At 46.1% G+C, this 17541-nt stretch carries 13 protein-coding genes; 5 read left to right on the top strand and 8 right to left on the bottom strand.

Annotated features, from left to right (window positions below; genetic code table 11):
- Positions 1 to 193: 193 nt before the first annotated feature.
- Positions 194 to 1069: a glutamate racemase gene (gene murI, locus HH682_RS09180; RefSeq protein ID WP_214237270.1), complete on the bottom strand. Its 876-nt coding sequence runs from the start codon at positions 1067 to 1069 to the stop codon at positions 194 to 196.
- 145 nt (positions 1070 to 1214) lie between these two features.
- On the opposite strand from murI, the gene trmA reads away from it, so the two are divergent.
- Positions 1215 to 2315 carry a tRNA (uridine(54)-C5)-methyltransferase TrmA gene (trmA, locus tag HH682_RS09175; RefSeq protein WP_214237269.1) on the top strand — a complete coding sequence of 367 codons (1101 nt, stop codon included), beginning with the start codon at positions 1215 to 1217 and terminating at the stop codon, positions 2313 to 2315.
- A gap of 12 nt (positions 2316 to 2327) precedes the next feature.
- Here trmA and fabR read toward each other — a convergent pair whose 3' ends face one another.
- The gene (gene fabR / locus HH682_RS09170) at positions 2328 to 2990 is read right to left on the bottom strand and encodes an HTH-type transcriptional repressor FabR (RefSeq protein WP_214237277.1); all 663 of its coding nucleotides are present in this window, start codon (positions 2988 to 2990) and stop codon (positions 2328 to 2330) included.
- 191 nt (positions 2991 to 3181) lie between these two features.
- Between fabR and sthA the strand changes: the two genes are divergently transcribed.
- Entirely contained in the window at positions 3182 to 4582 is a 1401-nt protein-coding gene (gene sthA, locus HH682_RS09165; protein WP_214237268.1) for a Si-specific NAD(P)(+) transhydrogenase, read from the top strand.
- On the opposite strand, the gene oxyR is transcribed toward sthA, so the two are convergent.
- Positions 4565 to 5482, bottom strand: a complete 918-nt coding sequence (gene oxyR / locus HH682_RS09160) for a DNA-binding transcriptional regulator OxyR (RefSeq protein WP_214237267.1) — start codon at positions 5480 to 5482, stop codon at positions 4565 to 4567. The genes sthA and oxyR overlap by 18 nt on opposite strands.
- 128 nt (positions 5483 to 5610) lie before the next feature.
- Here oxyR and HH682_RS09155 point away from each other — a divergent pair, with 128 nt between their 5' ends.
- The gene (locus HH682_RS09155) at positions 5611 to 6345 is read left to right on the top strand and encodes a glutathione peroxidase (RefSeq protein WP_214237266.1); all 735 of its coding nucleotides are present in this window, start codon (positions 5611 to 5613) and stop codon (positions 6343 to 6345) included.
- Positions 6346 to 6404: 59 nt separating this feature from the next.
- On the opposite strand, the gene argH is transcribed toward HH682_RS09155, so the two are convergent.
- From argH to argC, 4 genes are read right to left on the bottom strand one after another with little or no spacing between them, the layout of a single operon-like run.
- Positions 6405 to 7778: an argininosuccinate lyase gene (gene argH / locus HH682_RS09150; protein ID WP_214237265.1), complete on the bottom strand. Its 1374-nt coding sequence runs from the start codon at positions 7776 to 7778 to the stop codon at positions 6405 to 6407.
- A gap of 53 nt (positions 7779 to 7831) precedes the next feature.
- Entirely contained in the window at positions 7832 to 9040 is a 1209-nt protein-coding gene (locus HH682_RS09145) for an argininosuccinate synthase (protein ID WP_214237264.1), read from the bottom strand.
- A gap of 27 nt (positions 9041 to 9067) precedes the next feature.
- Positions 9068 to 9844, bottom strand: coding sequence for an acetylglutamate kinase (gene argB / locus HH682_RS09140; RefSeq protein WP_214237263.1), 777 nt, complete (start codon positions 9842 to 9844; stop codon positions 9068 to 9070).
- A 15-nt stretch (positions 9845 to 9859) separates the two neighbouring features.
- Positions 9860 to 10864, bottom strand: coding sequence for an N-acetyl-gamma-glutamyl-phosphate reductase (gene argC, locus HH682_RS09135; RefSeq protein WP_214237262.1), 1005 nt, complete (start codon positions 10862 to 10864; stop codon positions 9860 to 9862).
- Between the two features lie 160 nt (positions 10865 to 11024).
- Between argC and argE the strand changes: the two genes are divergently transcribed.
- Positions 11025 to 12170 (top strand): acetylornithine deacetylase, encoded by a 1146-nt coding sequence (gene argE / locus HH682_RS09130; RefSeq protein WP_214237261.1) that lies wholly within the window; start codon positions 11025 to 11027, stop codon positions 12168 to 12170.
- Between the two features lie 232 nt (positions 12171 to 12402).
- A complete protein-coding gene (gene ppc, locus HH682_RS09125) occupies positions 12403 to 15054 on the top strand; it encodes a phosphoenolpyruvate carboxylase (protein ID WP_214237260.1) in 2652 nt (883 codons plus the stop codon).
- Between the two features lie 49 nt (positions 15055 to 15103).
- Here ppc and HH682_RS09120 read toward each other — a convergent pair whose 3' ends face one another.
- On the bottom strand, positions 15104 to 17539 hold the full coding sequence (locus tag HH682_RS09120; protein ID WP_214237259.1) for a bifunctional aspartate kinase/homoserine dehydrogenase II: 2436 nt from the start codon (positions 17537 to 17539) through the stop codon (positions 15104 to 15106).
- Positions 17540 to 17541 lie beyond the last annotated feature (2 nt).

Below are 17541 nucleotides of genomic sequence, written 5' to 3'. Positions count from 1 at the left end.
TTTTAACTCGTTGTCGCGAGGTGGCGTATATTACTCGCTTCACCTCAGGAGTCAATCATTATTTTGATTTTTTCTCCCGGACCGAATCGCTTCAGTCCCTGTCACCGCGCTGCGTATCTCGCTTTGCCGTGTCAGTGGATGCGCATTATAGGGAGTTCCGCTCAGAGCGCAAGGGATTATTTAAAAAAAATCATCAGTTGCTGGAGATTCGTGCGAATCGCTCATTATTTGAGATATTTTCGAGCCTTTCAAACCGATATTGCCGTAAAACAGGTAAAAGTAATGCTGATTTCTCATCTTCGAATGTACAAAATGCAATATTAGAAGGCTGAGAAGCCGTAGCCATACCTTTATCTTTAAGTAAAAAGACAGCACGACGAGCAATCGCTATCCCCGAGTCAACGAAAAGCGTATCTTTTGGGAATACGTACTCAAGCTCTTCCTTTAATAAAGGAAAGTGCGTACAACCCAAAATGATGGTATCGGGTACGGTGGGTAATCTTAGCCACGCCATCACTGCTGCCCTCACTTCATTTAGGCAAACATCTTGTCGGTGTAGTTTGCGCTCAGCCAACTCGACCAGTGCAGATGCACCTAACATTTCAATCTGGCACCCGGTGGCGAACTGCTTGATCAGTTCGTAAGTATATTCCCGCCGTATCGTCCCTTGAGTCGCCAACAATCCAACAACACCATTTCGCGTAAGTTGCGCAGCAGGTTTTATCGCTGGCACGACACCGATGACCGGAAAACTAAAAGTCTCACGTAGTCGAGGTAATGTGATGGTGCTGGCAGTATTGCAGGCAATAACAGCGAGATCGATAGTATAGGCTTCCGCCATTTGTTGCGTAATCTGTACGACTCGCTCAATAATGAATGACTCTTCTTTGGTTCCATAAGGAAAGCCTGCATTATCGAAAACATAAAGGTAACGTGCCGTCGGTAATAACGTTGCTATTTCGTCATAGACGGAGAGCCCGCCGACTCCAGAATCAATAATCAATATTGTTGGCGCTGTCTCGCGGTTAGGCGAAAACTCTTCTGAAGGAAGTTGAATCGGTATAACCATTATTTTCTCGTACGCATCTGATTATAGTGACTATGATACCACTCTCGGCGAGGTTAACTCAGCAATGGATAATGATAGAAGCTGGACATCGTGTATAGAATCCCTACAATCCACCGCTGATCAGGCTATTCTATAGGTTCAATTTATGACTCCGGAACATCTTCCCACAACACAATACGATTCACAGCTTACTGAAAAACATCAACGTCTCAGCCAGCTATTATCGTCCTATCACCACCCTGAAATCGAAGTTTTCCGCTCGCCTGTGAGTCATTATCGTATGCGTGCAGAATTTCGTCTTTGGCACGAAGGCGATGACTTGTACCATATCATGTTTGACCAAGCGACAAAGTCACGGATACCTGTTGAACAATTTCCGGCGGCAAGTGAGTTAATCAATCAGCTGATGCCAGTTATGATCGATGCTCTCAAACAGAACCAAGTACTTAGACACAAAATTTTCCAGATTGATTATCTCACTACGCTAAGTGGTGAAGCATTGGTCACCTTGCTGTATCACCGCCCACTCAATGATGATTGGATAGCCGCCGCCAAAGTATTACGAGATAGTTTACGGCAGATGGGGTTCACTATCGATATCATAGGTCGAGCGACAAAAACGAAAATCGTCTTAGATAAAGACTATATAGAAGAAGCACTCAACGTAAATGGCGAAACGCTCGTTTATCGTCAAGTTGAGAACAGCTTCACGCAACCTAATGCCGCTATTAACATCTCTATGCTCGAGTGGGCGCAGTCTATCACTCAGAATGCTACCGGCGATCTACTGGAACTTTATTGCGGGAACGGTAATTTCTCGATCGCGTTAGCGAAGAATTTCAATCGAGTCCTCGCCACAGAAATAGCTAAACCTTCCGTCGAGTCCGCGCAATACAATATTGCAGCCAATAATGTCGACAACCTACAAATTATTCGGATGTCCGCGGAAGAGTTCACTCAGGCGATGCAAGGTGTTAGGGCATTTAATCGCTTAAAAGGTATTGACCTACAGTCTTACAATTGCGAAACCATTTTTGTCGATCCTCCTCGCAGTGGACTCGATGAGCAAACGCTAAAAATGGTGCAGCAATACCCACGCATCCTCTATATATCTTGTAATCCACAAACGCTTTGCGAAAATCTCTCGGTATTATCAGAGACGCACACTATTTCTTGCGTAGCGTTGTTCGATCAATTCCCTTATACCCATCACATGGAATCTGGGGTTTTACTGACATTGCGCTAAAAATGTAGAACCCTATTTACGAATAGGGTTCATCTCTTCATGTCCTTCATTATGTAACGTTAACCGTTCTTGTTCGCGACGATACCAATAGTAAGCCCCCTTAGAAATCATCCTAAGTTGTAAAACCAAGCGTTCCTCAAGTAATCGCCGATGAGTCAGGTCAATATCCAAAGCCTCTGCACCCGCACTAAAAACAATCGTGACCATCGCTTCAGCCTGCGCTTCAGTGAAACTTCTGGGCATATGATTTTCAAGTTCTAAGTAATCGGCCAACTCAGCAATAAAGTGTTGAATCTCTCTGGCAACTGCGGCACGAAATGCGGAAGAGGTTCCAGAGCGCTCACGCAAAAGGAGCCTAAAGGCATTAGGGTTATTGCCGATAAATTCCATAAAGGTGGCGACGGAGGTCCGAATAATACTGCCTCCCTTTGCAATACGTTGTCGCGCTTGACGCATAAGTTGGCGGAGCATAAGACCACTTTCGTCAACCATCGTCAGTCCTAATTCGTCCACATCTTTAAAATGTCGATAAAAAGATGTTGGCGCGATCCCCGCTTCACGAGCGACCTCCCGTAGACTTAAGCTAGCAAAACTTCGTTCAGCACTGAGTTGGCTAAAAGCCGCCTCAACAAGTGCACGCCTTGTACGTTCTTTTTGCTGCGCTCTAACGCCCATGACTTCTGCCTTTTTATCTTTCATGGTGAGACTATACCAAAGTTTGAGCGTACAGCGGGGGAAACATTATTACGCTCTGTTACTTAATTTTTTGTGCAGAAATGCGGAAAAATGGTTTTACCATTTAGCTAATATCATGAAGATGTTAGAATCAGGTTGTAAAAATGTATAGAGAAATAGGACATATGGGTATGAAAAAGTCTTACGATTACGACGCCATTGTCATTGGTTCTGGACCTGGTGGTGAAGGTGCCGCAATGGGCCTAGTGAAACAAGGTGCTCACATTGCTGTTATTGAACGCTATCATAATATCGGTGGTGGTTGTACGCACTGGGGCACAATCCCCTCTAAAGCTTTACGTCACGCAGTTAGCCGTATCATCGAGTTCAATCTGAACCCCCTATACAGCGACCATACTCGCTTACTACGTTCTTCCTTCTCTGATATTCTCAAACATACCGAGAACGTTATTCAGCAACAAACTAATATGCGCCAAGGGTTTTATGAAAGAAACCATTGTGCATTGTTCCAAGGTGATGCACGTTTTATCGATGCACACACGCTTGAACTCACTACTCATGATGGCTCGGTTGAAATATTGACCGCAGAGAAATTCGTGATTGCCTGTGGCTCGCGTCCTTATCATCCGGATAATATCGACTTTACTCATCCACGCGTCTACGATTCCGATTCGATCCTAGATTTAGAACACGAGCCAAGCCACGTCATTATTTATGGCGCAGGCGTGATAGGCTGTGAGTACGCCTCTATATTCCGTGGATTGGGCGTAAAAGTTGACTTGATCAACACGCGAGACCGTCTGTTAGCTTTTCTAGACCAAGAAATGTCGGATTCCCTCTCTTACCACTTCTGGAATAATGGCGTGGTTATTCGCCACAATGAAGAGTTTGAGAAAGTTGAAGGTGTCGAAGATGGGGTGATTATGCACCTCAAATCCGGCAAAAAAATGAAAGCAGACTGCTTATTATTTGCGAATGGCCGGACGGGTAATACCGATTCACTCTCTCTAGAGAATGCAGGACTTGAGGCCGATGGCCGAGGTTTATTAAAAGTAAATAATATGTATCAAACTAGCCAACCTCATATCTTTGCGGTAGGTGATGTTATTGGTTATCCAAGCCTAGCCTCTGCAGCCTATGACCAAGGTCGTATTGCCGCACAAGCCATTATTAAAGGCGAGGCGACTGCACATCTAGTTGAAGATATCCCTACTGGTATTTATACCATTCCAGAGATCAGTTCGATTGGGAAAACAGAGCAGCAGCTTACTGCAATGAAAGTCCCTTACGAGGTGGGCCGTGCGCAATTTAAACATCTTGCACGTGCGCAAATTGTCGGGATGAATGTGGGTAGCCTGAAAATCCTTTTCCACCGCGAAACCAAAGAAATTTTAGGCATACACTGCTTTGGTGAAAGGGCCGCTGAAATTATTCATATCGGCCAAGCCATCATGGAACAAAAAAATGGTGGTAATACTATTGAGTACTTCGTCAATACCACCTTTAACTATCCAACGATGGCCGAAGCCTATCGCGTGGCTGCATTAAACGGTTTAAACAGACTGTTTTAATACGTCCGCGGGTAAAGCGTACATATGTGCGCTTATCGCCTCTGCAAGTTGCTCATAGCGGCTACGCAGAGGCGAACCCGGCCGATAAATTAATGCAACAGTGCGTTGAGGCACTGGTGATTCACACCCAATATAACAGACACCATCTCTTTCCCTTTCACTCGGTACGGAGAGTGCTGGCATTAATGTCACGCCACTTCCTGCTGCGACCATATTACGCAACGTCTCAAGACTCGTTGCACGAAAATGCGTATCCTCATCAGCCCCTGCTTGAAAACAGAAACCCATCGCTTGATCACGTAAACAATGGCCATCTTCTAGCATCAATAACTTTTCACCAGAAAGGTCGCTCATGGGTATAGTTTGTCGCTGGCACCATGGATGGTCGCTATAGACGGCTAACTTCATTGGCTCGTCAAATAAGGGAACCTCAATAAAGGCTTCCGACTCTTTGACTAGCGCCATGATGGCACAGTCTAATTTTCCGCTATCGAGCTGCGCTAATAGTTGATGAGTTTGTGCTTCATGGAGGTACATCTCAAGTTTTGGAAAACTTTTATGAAGCATAGGAATAATATGCGGCAATAAATACGGCCCAACGGTAGGGATTAAGCCAATATGTAAAGGTCCTGACATGGTTTCACCTTGTTGGCTCGCCATCTCCTTTAAGATTTTAACTTCCCGCAATACTGTTCGTGCCTGGTCAACAAGAAGTAAACCCGCTTGCGTGAATAAAACTTTGCGACTGGTTCTTTCAAGTAACATCACTCCCAGCTCATCTTCCAGCTTACGTATCTGCCCACTTAAGGTTGGTTGGCTGACATGACAAGCATCAGCTGCTCGTCTAAAATGACGATGTTCTGCGAGAGAAACAAGATATTCCAGATCACGGATGTTCATTAATACCCTTCCTTCATGATAGGTCGTAACGATAGGTAGCATAGCAACGAACGATTAGCCCTATCAAGGAATGTCTCATATAATTAACTCATCAATTAGTTAACCTATATCAAATAGTGGAGCACAAGATGCCATTAGAGAATCAAGAAGGTAAAAACGTCCCGCAAGTAACGTTTCATACACGTCAAGGTGACAAGTGGGTCGATCTGACGACTGACGATTTATTTAAAAATAAAACTGTGATTGTTTTCTCTTTACCTGGTGCATTCACTCCAACGTGTTCATCGAGCCACCTGCCTCGTTACAATGAACTGCACAGCGTATTTGCGACACACGGCGTCGACGAAATTCTTTGTGTTTCCGTTAACGATACTTTCGTGATGAATGCGTGGAAACAAGATCAACATGCTGAGAAAATCACTTTCATTCCAGATGGTAATGGTGATTTTAGCCGCGGCATGGGTATGTTAGTCGGTAAAGGTGATTTAGGGTTCGGTGAGCGTTCATGGCGTTATTCCATGCTAGTGCGCGACGGGAAAATAGAAAAAATGTTCGTCGAGCCAGACCAACCGGGCGACCCGTTTGAAGTCTCCGATGCTGATACTATGCTGAAATACTTGGCACCGGACCATAAATTACAAGAGTCTGTGTCAATTATTACTAAACCAGGTTGCCCTTTCTGCGCAAAAGCGAAACAGCTATTGCAGGATAAAGGTCTACAATATGAAGAGTTGGTACTGGGACAAGATGCTACCACTGTTAGCTTACGCGCTATCACTGGTCGTTCTACCGTACCACAAGTCTTTATCGGAGGCCGCCATATTGGGGGTAGCGACGATTTAGAGAAGCACTTTGCAGTCTAAAGAATTATAAGAAGAAAGTGCCACACTAGGGCAGCGGACGAATTTTCGTCCGCTTTTTTTTACGCTAAACGAGCTCGCGCTTGCTCAATCGCATAAGCCACTTGCTCACGGGCGACACCACCTTTGGCATTACGCTTATCAAGGCAAGACTCAAGTGAAAGTAATGGATAGACATCGTCCTCAATCACATCGCTAAACTGTTTAAAATACTCCAACGTTAATTGTTCAAGAGGAGTACCTTGTTTAATCGCAGCCACCACCACTTCACCCACGATATGGTGAGCTTCGCGGAAAGGAACACCTTTGGCGACTAAATAATCAGCCAACTCTGTAGAGTTCGCATAACCTTGCTGTGCCGCTTCTTTACAGCGCGCGGAATTAAGTTGGATATCTTCTAGTACTAGGCAGCTCATATGCAGACACTCTAGCCAAGTATCGAGTGCATCAAAAAGCCCTTCTTTATCCTCTTGCATATCTTTGTTGTACGCCAGAGGTAACCCCTTAAGCGTCATCATCATACCGGTTAAGGCACCCTGAACACGCCCGCATTTACCACGAATAAGCTCTAAAGCATCCGGATTTTTCTTTTGTGGCATTAATGATGAGCCAGACGTTACTTTATCGGATAGCTCAATGAATCCCGCCTCGCCTGAGTTAAAGAAAATCATATCTTCAGCGAAACGTGATAAATGCATCATGCTGATGGAAGCATGGCTCATTAATTCTAACGCGTGGTCACGGTCAGAGACTGAATCAAGGCTATTACGAGTAGCACTGGAGAAGCCTAGCCACTCAGCCAATTGCTCGCGGTCAATGGGGTATGCGGTCCCAGCCAATGCACCACAACCTAGAGGGCTGACATCGAGGCGCTTTAGTGCATCCTCTAACCGGCTTTCGTCACGCGCAAGCATCTCGGTATAAGCCAAACACCAGTGGGCAAAAGTAATAGGTTGAGCACGTTGCAAATGGGTATAGCCCGGCATCACTACATCTTGGTGTACTGAGGCTGTCTCGACCAATGCACGTTGCACTGCGCGGACAGCAGTAAGCAGTTCATTGACTTGAAATTTACACCATAGTTTCAAATCGGTCGCGACTTGGTCATTACGACTCCGACCAGTATGCAGTTTTTTGCCTAAATCTCCGACTTTGTCGATTAATTTACCTTCGACCCAACTGTGAATATCTTCAGCATCACTTTCCAGAATTTGCATTGGGTTCTCACGCACTTCATCCAATAACGTGACCAGTGCCTGCTCGAGACGCTGTTGCTCTTCGCGAGTCAAAACATTGACGGTAACTAAGGCTTTCGACCATGCCACAGAGCCAGTAATATCCTGCTCGGCTAAGCGATAGTCAAAACGCAATGAGTCGTTGAAGTGTTTGAACCGCTGATCGGCTGCCTGAGTGAACCGTCCGCCCCACAATGCCATGGTAACTCTCCTGAAAAATAGATAAGAAGGTGGCCCTGCGACCACCTAAAGACTTATTGTTGTTTTAATGCCCGAATACGAGAAGACAGCGAGTAAAGACGGATAAATCCTTCCGCATGACTATGGTCGTAAACTTCATCTTCGCCAAAGGTCGCAAATTCTTCAGAATAGAGGCTATTCTCAGATTTCTTTTTGATCGCGGTAGCATGACCTTTATAAAGACGCATAACCACCTCACCATTAAGCTCTTCCGCTAAGGATTCCGCAGAGGCTTGCAGCGCTTTGCGGATTGGGGTAAACCAGCGACCGTCGTACACAACATAAGACATCTCTAAACCAAGCTGCTCACGCCATTTGAAGCTGTCACGGTCTAAGACCAGTTGCTCAACGGCACGTAAGGCATTTACCATAATGGTGCCGCCCGGGGTTTCATAACAGCCACGAGACTTCATGCCGACTAACCGGTTCTCGACAATATCAATCCGGCCAACACCGTGTTTTGCTCCAAGAATATTCAGTTTTTCTAATGCTTGGAACGGACTCAGTCTTTCACCATTCACTGCAACAACTTTCCCTTTCTCGACCGTCAGGGTAACTTCTTCAGGTTGGTCAGGTGCTTCTAGGGGATCAACAGTCCAGACCCAGCAATCTTGGTTTGCAGCATTGGCAGGGCTTTCTAATACGCCACCTTCAGTGGAGATATGCCACGCATTTTCATCACGGCTATAAATCTTTTCCAAACTGGCAGTTGTAGGAATATCACGCTGTTTGAGGTAATCCAAGAGAGCTTCACGAGAACGTAGATTCCACTCACGCCATGGTGCAATCACTTTCAGTTGTGGCGCTAAGGCTGCGTAAGTGCTCTCAAAACGAACTTGGTCATTACCTTTACCGGTTGCTCCGTGGCATAGTGCATCTGCACCGACTTTCAGAGCCACTTCAACTTGAGCCTTGGCGATAATTGGACGCGCCATAGAGGTGCCCAGTAAGTATGTTCCTTCATACAGTGCCCCTGTTTGAAGTACTGGATAGACATATTCACGGATAAACTCTTCACGTAAATCAACGACGTGGCACTCGCTGGCCCCAGACTGCATCGCCTTTTTCTCTACACCTTCTAAATCAGCAGGATCTTGGCCAACGTTGGCAACAAATGCGACAACTTCACAGCCATAATTTTCTTTTAACCACGGAATAATTGCCGAAGTATCTAGACCACCTGAATACGCTAAAACAATTTTATTAATATTTTGAGTTTGCATTATAGATCCTTGAAAATATTCTTTAATTTACGCAACAATCCGCGTACCAATGGCTACGCCATTAAATAAGTCTGGCAGTTTTTCAGCATGTCGCCAGCTGGCAATGTCGATCGGTCTGTTTAAGGTACGCGCAGCGTCTAATGCCGCATTCACCTTCACAATCATTCCATCAGTAATGATGCCCTGATCAATCAATGTTTCCGCCATTTGTGCCGACATCTGATCAATTTTTTGTCCTTTGCCGTCCAAGATACCGCTTACGTCGGAAAGGAGAATCAAATCTGCACCTAAAGCTGCTGCCAACGCTGTCGCCGCTTGGTCTGCATTAACATTCATGAGCAGCCCCCCATCAGTAATACCGATAGAACTGATAATTGGCAAATATTCAGCGGCTAAAAGTGTATGTAATAGTGCCGGATTCCCCGCAGAGGCCTTACCTACGTGGCCAAGCAATTCATCCAATTGCGTGACTTGGGTGATATCGCCATCGCCCAGCGACAGTCCAACAGCTGAAATACCATATTTTTTAGCCCACGCTAACAGCGTCTTATTCGCCGTACCCGCTAGAGCACCAGTGATAATATCGATTTGGTCAGCTGGGGTAACGCGTAATCCGTTCTGCTTTTTCACTGGAAGATTAAGTTGGCTCATGAGCTCATCAACCAAACAGCCCCCACCGTGAACTATAACCAACGGTCGTTGATGTTGCTTACGATACTGCTGCAGGGCGTCAAAGAGCCGCGACAGAGCTTCTTCACTGTCTAGCAGAACTCCACCTAGTTTGATAATTAATGGATTTTCCATAATCGATAACTCTTTTTAAAGTAAGGAAAGGGTGGATGAAAAATTAAACCGAATATTCAAGCATTGCACTGCTTGGGAAGCCGCCCCTTTCAATAAATTATCTTCAACACTGATGAGAATCAGATGCTGACCTTCAACGGCAAAGCCAATATCACAATAAGGTAGCCCTACAACGGATTTCAACGCTGGAACCCCTTCATCATAAATCCGCACCAATGGCTGACTATCGTAAGCTTGATGGAAGATAGCCGCGATTTCTTCACGAGATACCGTATGTTTTAACTGGCAGGTGATGGTTTCAGAGATTCCCCGAGGAAAATCACCTAGGTGGGGGGTAAAAATAACCGGTGTGCCGAGATGTGCCGCAATCTCGGGCTGATGACGATGCGTAAAAATGCCATAAGGCTGTAAACTGACTTCACACAAGCTTGTTTTAAGCGAAGCCTTACGACCCGCTCCGCTTACGCCACTCGTCGCATTAATCACTGGCCAAAAATCAGTATTCAGTAACTGGCGGTCCAGTAAAGGCTTCAGCGCTAATTGGGCGGCTGTTGGGTAACAGCCAGGTACTGCAATCAGCTGTGCGGCCTGAATTTTCTCAGCCTGCCACTCAGCCAGCCCATAAACGGCCTTCGCTAACCAGTCCGAGTGCTGGTGAGTAAACCCGTAATAACGCGTATAGAACTCTGGATCATTGACGCGATAGGCACCGGAAAGATCGAACACCGTACAGCCAGCATTAAGAAATATCGGGGCTAAATCATGACTCACTTCGTGAGCGGTCGCTAAAAACACGATATCGTGTTGTTCAGCCAACGCCTGTGGATCTACCATCCCGTGTAAAGTGAGATCCAGCCGACCTTTGAGTTGCGGATAAAGATCTGATAATAATTTACCTGCATCTTCACTTTGTGCAGACACCGCGAGTGTGGCGAGGTTAACTTCAGGATGACGATTCAAGTAGGTTGCCAGTTCCGCACCGGCATACCCGCTGGCGCCAACAATCAATGCATTCAACATTAGAAAAGACCTTTCTTAGCTCTCGTAAACAGGTGCGGGTTAAGTTACTACTTCCCCTTGAATCGTGAATAAATCGTTGTCATCACAACGGTTAATAATGTATTTTTATTCACATAATTTGCATGATTATTTGTACATCCTAATCAAAGGAGCGTCAACAGTGAATAACAAATTACCGCCATTTATTGAACTTTATCGCCAATTAGTTGCTACACCTTCCATCAGCGGTACAGATTCTGTACTGGATCAGAGCAATGAACCACTCATCACTTTGCTCGCGGGTTGGTTCGAACAATTAGGCTTTAGTGTTGAACTCCAGCCTGTGCCCAATACGCGTAATAAATTCAATTTACTGGCTAAGTATGGTCAAGGCTCTGGTGGCCTATTACTAGCCGGTCATACTGATACGGTGCCTTATGATGAAGGTCGTTGGACACAAGACCCTTTCACTCTCACTGAGCGCGATAATCGTTTGTATGGATTAGGTACCGCAGATATGAAAGGTTTTTTTGCCTTTATCCTGACTGCGCTTACTGAAATAGACCTTAGTAAACTCACCAAACCCCTCTATATCTTAGCCACGGCAGATGAAGAGACCACGATGGCCGGCGCGAGTTACTTTGCGCAATCAACTTCCATCCGCCCGGATTGTGCGATCATCGGTGAACCCACCTCGCTGCAACCCGTTCGGGCACACAAAGGTCATCTCTCTAAAGCGATTCGTATCGAAGGTCACTCAGGCCACTCCAGTGATCCTGAAAATGGGATCAATGCGATCGAATTGATGCATGATTCGATTACAGAATTACAAGGTTTGCGCCGCCAGCTAAAAGAGCGTTTCAACCACAATGGTTTTGTTATTCCTTATCCGACGATGAATTTCGGCAAAATTTCCGGTGGTGATGCTCCCAATAGAATCTGTGCCTGTTGTGAGTTACATATGGATATACGGCCTCTTCCTGGCCTCTCTCTCCCAGATCTTCACGAATTACTCGCACAAGCACTTGCCCCGATTAGCGAACAGTGGCCGGGGCGATTAACGATCACTGACTTGCACCCGCCTATCCCAGGTTATGAATGTCCGGTTCATCATCCAATGGTGGCGTTAATCGAAAAAGTGTTAGGCACTGAAACAGAAATTGTAAACTACTGTACTGAAGCGCCTTTTATTCAGCAGCTTTGCCCAACCTTGGTATTGGGGCCTGGCTCAATAGAGCAGGCACATCAACCTGACGAGTATCTTGAAACAAGATTTATCGAACCGACTGATCAACTACTGAAAAAATTAATTCACCATTTTTGCTAAGTGGGAGATCGTGACACCTTCTCCAGAGAGAGACAAAAAATCTTTATAGAGACTACAAGCTCAACATAATTCGCTCCTAAAGCGTTAAAAGGGCATTAATACGGTGTGTATTGAAATAGCTACACACTTTTCTGAAATTTGACGTTCATTCAGTTAAATGGCTAGATAGGGTTACAGAAAACCAATAACAATAATCGATGAGCAGACAACAGCTAAGGGGTAAAAGCGTCACATGAACGAACAATATTCAGCTATGCGTAGTAACGTGAGTATGCTTGGAAAACTACTTGGCGATACGATTAAAAACGCCCTCGGCGATGAGATCTTAGAACGTGTTGAATCAATAAGAAAACTGTCTAAAGGTTCACGTTCTGGGAGTGAGGACGATCGTGAAATGTTGCTCACCACCTTACAGAATTTGTCGAATGACGAATTACTCCCTGTTGCCCGCGCATTCAGCCAGTTTCTTAATTTAACGAACGTTGCAGAGCAGTATCAAACTGTATCACATCAATCTCCAGGTGAAAGCCCACCGGAAGTGTTACAAGCCACCTTCGAACGATTAAAAAAAATTAAAAATATCTCTGAGAAGGATATTTGTCAGGCTATTGAAGAGCTTTCGATTGAATTAGTATTAACTGCGCACCCTACCGAAATAACCCGTCGGACACTTATCCATAAACTGGTAGAGGTGAATAACTGTCTCGATCGACTCGACCATAATGATTTGACCGACTATGAAACCTCAAAAATTATGCGTCGCCTCCGCCAACTGGTCGAGCAAGCATGGTATACCGACGAAATTCGCAAGCAGCGACCAACACCGATTGATGAAGCGAAATGGGGATTTGCGGTAGTCGAGAATAGCCTATGGGAAGGTGTTCCTGCTTTTTTACGTGAACTCAATGAACAAGTTCACGCCACATTTGGCATCACACTCCCTGTCGATTTTGTACCGGTGAAATTCACCTCTTGGATGGGTGGCGATCGCGATGGTAACCCCAACGTCACCGCAACCGTTACTCGCCAAGCGATTCGTCTTAGTCGCTGGAAAGCCGCCGATCTCTTTATAAAAGATATGACAGTACTCATTTCTGAGCTATCCATGTCGAACTGTGACGATGTGGTTAAGGCAATGTGCCAAGATCCAGAAATTCAAGAACCTTATCGCTTTGTTCTCAAACGTTTGAGAACACAACTAATTTCTACACAAAGCTACTTAGAATTACGTTTAAAAGGTGAAGAAACTCCTCCGCCTAAAGACATCATCGTCAGCAATGAACAACTTTGGACGCCCCTTTATGCGCTCTATGAGTCATTGCAAAAAAGCGGGATGGGGATTATCGCCAACGGCCATCTTCTCGACACGCTGCGTCGTGTGAAGTGTTTCGGTGTGCCGCTGGTACGTATCGATTTACGTCAAGAGAGCACTCGCCACACTGAAGCCATCTCTGAAATTACTGGTTACTTAGGACTGGGGGATTATGAAAGCTGGTCTGAAGCCGATAAACAAGCCTTCTTAATTCGTGAACTCAACTCCCCTCGTCCGCTGCTACCCCGTCACTGGCAACCAAGTGAGTCGACGCAAGAAGTATTGGATACCTGCCAAGTCGCGGCTGAAGTTCCTCAGGGATCCATTGCGGCCTATGTGATTTCCATGGCGAAAACACCTTCCGATGTTTTAGCTGTACATTTACTGCTCAAAGAAGCGGGGATCCGTTATGCACTTCCGGTTGCGCCGTTATTCGAAACACTGGATGACCTGAATAACGCTGATAGCGTCATGACGCAACTGCTCAGCATCGATTGGTATCGTGGCTTTATTCAAGGCAAACAAATGGTCATGATCGGTTATTCAGATTCCGCCAAGGATGCGGGGGTCATGGCTGCAAGTTGGGCACAATACCAAGCTCAAGATGCGCTGATTAAAACCTGTAATAAAGCAGGTATTGCATTAACACTGTTTCACGGTCGTGGTGGATCAATTGGCCGTGGTGGGGCTCCCGCCCATGCAGCCTTACTCTCACAACCTCCTGGTAGCTTGAAAGGTGGTCTTCGTGTCACTGAACAAGGAGAGATGATTCGTTTTAAATATGGTTTACCCGAAATCACTATTGCGAGTTTAACCCTCTATACCAGTGCGATTTTAGAAGCGAATCTACTTCCACCTCCTGAGCCAAAAGCCGAATGGCGCGAGGTAATGAAGCAATTATCAGCAGACTCCTGTGAGATGTATCGCGGTTATATTCGCGAAAATAAGGATTTTGTCCCTTACTTTCGCTCAGCTACGCCAGAGCAAGAACTGGGTAAATTACCGTTGGGATCTCGCCCTGCTAAACGTCGTCCAACCGGCGGTGTCGAGTCATTACGCGCCATCCCTTGGATTTTTGCATGGACTCAAAATCGCTTAATGCTCCCTGCATGGTTAGGTGCTGGGGCTGCACTTAATAACGCGATTGACCAAGGCCAACAGAAAAATTTAGAAGAAATGTGCCGTAATTGGCCTTTCTTTTCAACGCGTATCGGAATGTTAGAGATGGTGTTCGCAAAAGCTGATCTGTGGCTAGCTGAGTATTATGATCAACGCTTAGTTGACCCCACTCTTTGGCCTCTAGGAAAACAGCTACGCGAACAGCTGGCGGCAGATATTAAAACGGTATTAACTATCGCAAATGATGCGCATCTGATGGCTGACCATCCATGGATTGCCGAATCTATAGCGTTACGTAATGTCTACACTGACCCGCTGAACGTACTACAAGCCGAGTTACTGCATCGTGCTCGTCAGGCTGAAGCAAATAATCTCCCTACAGACCCCAATGTGGAACAAGCATTAATGGTGACTATAGCTGGGGTAGCCGCAGGAATGCGTAATACCGGCTAGAGCGTACAAGCCCCAAAAAAAGCACCTCATTAGGTGCTTTTTTATCGTATTAAATCAGCTTAGCTAATCGGTTAAGATCGGAAAGTAAGGCTCCCGCCGTAACATCTCTTCCTGCACCCGGGCCACGTATCACTAATGGATTATCCCGGTACCAACGGCTCTCAATCGCGAAAACATTATCACCTGGCAGGAGTGCTGCAAGAGGATGATCCGGACGAAGCGCTTCTAAACCGACCTTGGCCTTACCGCGAGTATCAAATCGCGCAACGTAACGCAGAACCAAACCTAGCTCTTGGGCTGCTTCAAAACGCTGCTGAATCTGCTCGTCTAAGGCTTCGCTATTCTCAAAGAAATAGTCCATCGAGTTTTCACGGCAAGCTTCTGGTACTAATGACTCCACCTTCACTTGGTGAGGCTCAATATCCGAGCCGGCTTCTCGCGCGAGAATAACCAATTTACGCATCACATCAATACCGGAGAGATCGACACGGGGATCGGGTTCGGTCAGCCCCTGCTGCCAAGCTTGGTCAACAAGTTCACTAAAAGGTATCGACCCATCGTACTGAAGAAATAACCAAGAGAGAGTGCCGGAGAAGATACCGCTAATCGACAGAATTTTATCTCCTGAATTATGCAAATCCCTCACCGTATAGTTAATCGGTAAGCCTGCCCCTACTGTCGCATTAGTTAACCAATAACGACCTGTCTTATCAAATGCATCACGAAGTTGTCGCCAACGCTGATTAGACGAGGCCCCAGCAACTTTATTGGCACTGATCACGTGAAAACCATAGCTAGCAAAGTCCAAATACTGCTCTGCCAAGGCGGCATTGGCGGTCACATCGAGAACCACTAAATCGTCAAACGGGTGGTCACGCATCCAGAGAAAGAGTGATTCTTCGTCTAAAGCCGTGGCGTCTCGTTCAAAATTGGCCAAACTCTCTGCGGCATTAAGTCCATCATAGCTGAGTAAGCTACGGCGGCTATTCGCAATGCCGGCTAAAACAAAATCTATCGCCGTACGATCAGAAAGATTCTCCTGTTCCCGAGAAAACAGTTCTAACCAACGAGAGCCAATATTCCCTTTACCAAACAGCACGATACCCACGCGCTTTTCAGCTCGAAACAAGGATTGGTGCAGCCCTTGAACGATCGGAGGAAGAGATGTTTTGCGCAGTACTGCGACTAAGCTAAGCTTTTCTTCTGATTGCCAGACGAATTCTACCGGTAGATCTTTAATCTGTTGCCAAAAACGGTGGCAGTGGAGCGGGTTTCGAGTAACCCCTGCGCCCACCATTGCGACCAGCACGCGCCCTTCACGTAACCGTAAACTAATAGGTAACCCTGACGCCTGTAGCTGAAATAGTGCATTTTCCACTAACTCAGAGGTGTAGCATAATTGCAGTAACTGACGATCACTATGAACGCCTCGTGCCAGTGGCCGAAGTTGCGTACGAATTAAAAATTGATCGACCTCTTTCAGTAATTGAGTAAAGTCGTGCCGGGGTCCAATTTGTATTTCGATTAAGCAGACATCTTCGTGGCTTGTGACAATCCGAGCGCCTGTGCCAGAAGCCAACACACGCTCAATACGTGTAGAGCCTACCTCCGGCTGATAACTGCAACGTAATTGCAGATCAATATTACTGGTTGCTACCGGCTGTAACGTACGGGTATGCAGCACTGGTGCAGCAAGACGTGCGAGCTCTGCCGCCTCATCAAGACGTAATAAGGGAAGTAAGCAAGCATCTGACACAATCCGTGGGTCAGCGCTGAATACCCCCGCAACATCGCTCCAAATCGTTACACGTTTAACACCTGCCAAAGCGCCTATTTGGGTCGCTGAGTAGTCAGAGCCATTACGCCCAAGTAGCACAGTATCCCCTGCGCGATTCGCGGAAATAAAACCAGTAATGACTAGGCGCTTATGCGGATACTGCGTCAGAATAGAGTGTAAAAGAGGATAAGACTCACCCTCGTCCACTTGCGGCTGTCCCGAACGTTCTGCACGTAAGAAAGTGCGAGCATCAATCCACTGTGCCTCAATTCCGGAATGGTTGAGCACAGCACTCATCAAACGGGCCGACCATATCTCACCGTGGCCGACCACCTTAGCGTACAATGCTTCACTTCCCTCACCATCTAACAAGATAGAAAGGTGATCAACATCAGCAATAAAATCTTGAGCAATGGGTTCGGCTAACGCTGGGGGTAATAAACTCTCCACCAACTCCAGCTGATAGCGCCGCAAGTGTTGTTGGACTTGAAAAGCGGATAACCGGTCAGTTTGACTGAGGCGATACCAATTAATTAGCTGGTTTGTAGTACTCCCCGCTGCAGAGACCACCATAATGTCACCAACGTGACTATATTCGGCCATAATTTCTGCAACACGTGAGTAACAGCGCCGATCAGCAAGGCTACTGCCACCAAACTTATGCAGCTGTCGTATCACTTCACTTTTCAGATCTACACCGCTAACCATAA

The sequence above is a fragment of the Rosenbergiella gaditana genome, from assembly GCF_018494065.1.
Taxonomy (GTDB): Bacteria; Pseudomonadota; Gammaproteobacteria; order Enterobacterales; family Enterobacteriaceae; genus Rosenbergiella; species Rosenbergiella gaditana.
The sequence above is the reverse complement of the archived record's forward strand: the minus strand, read 5'-3'. Positions and strand labels throughout refer to the sequence as shown.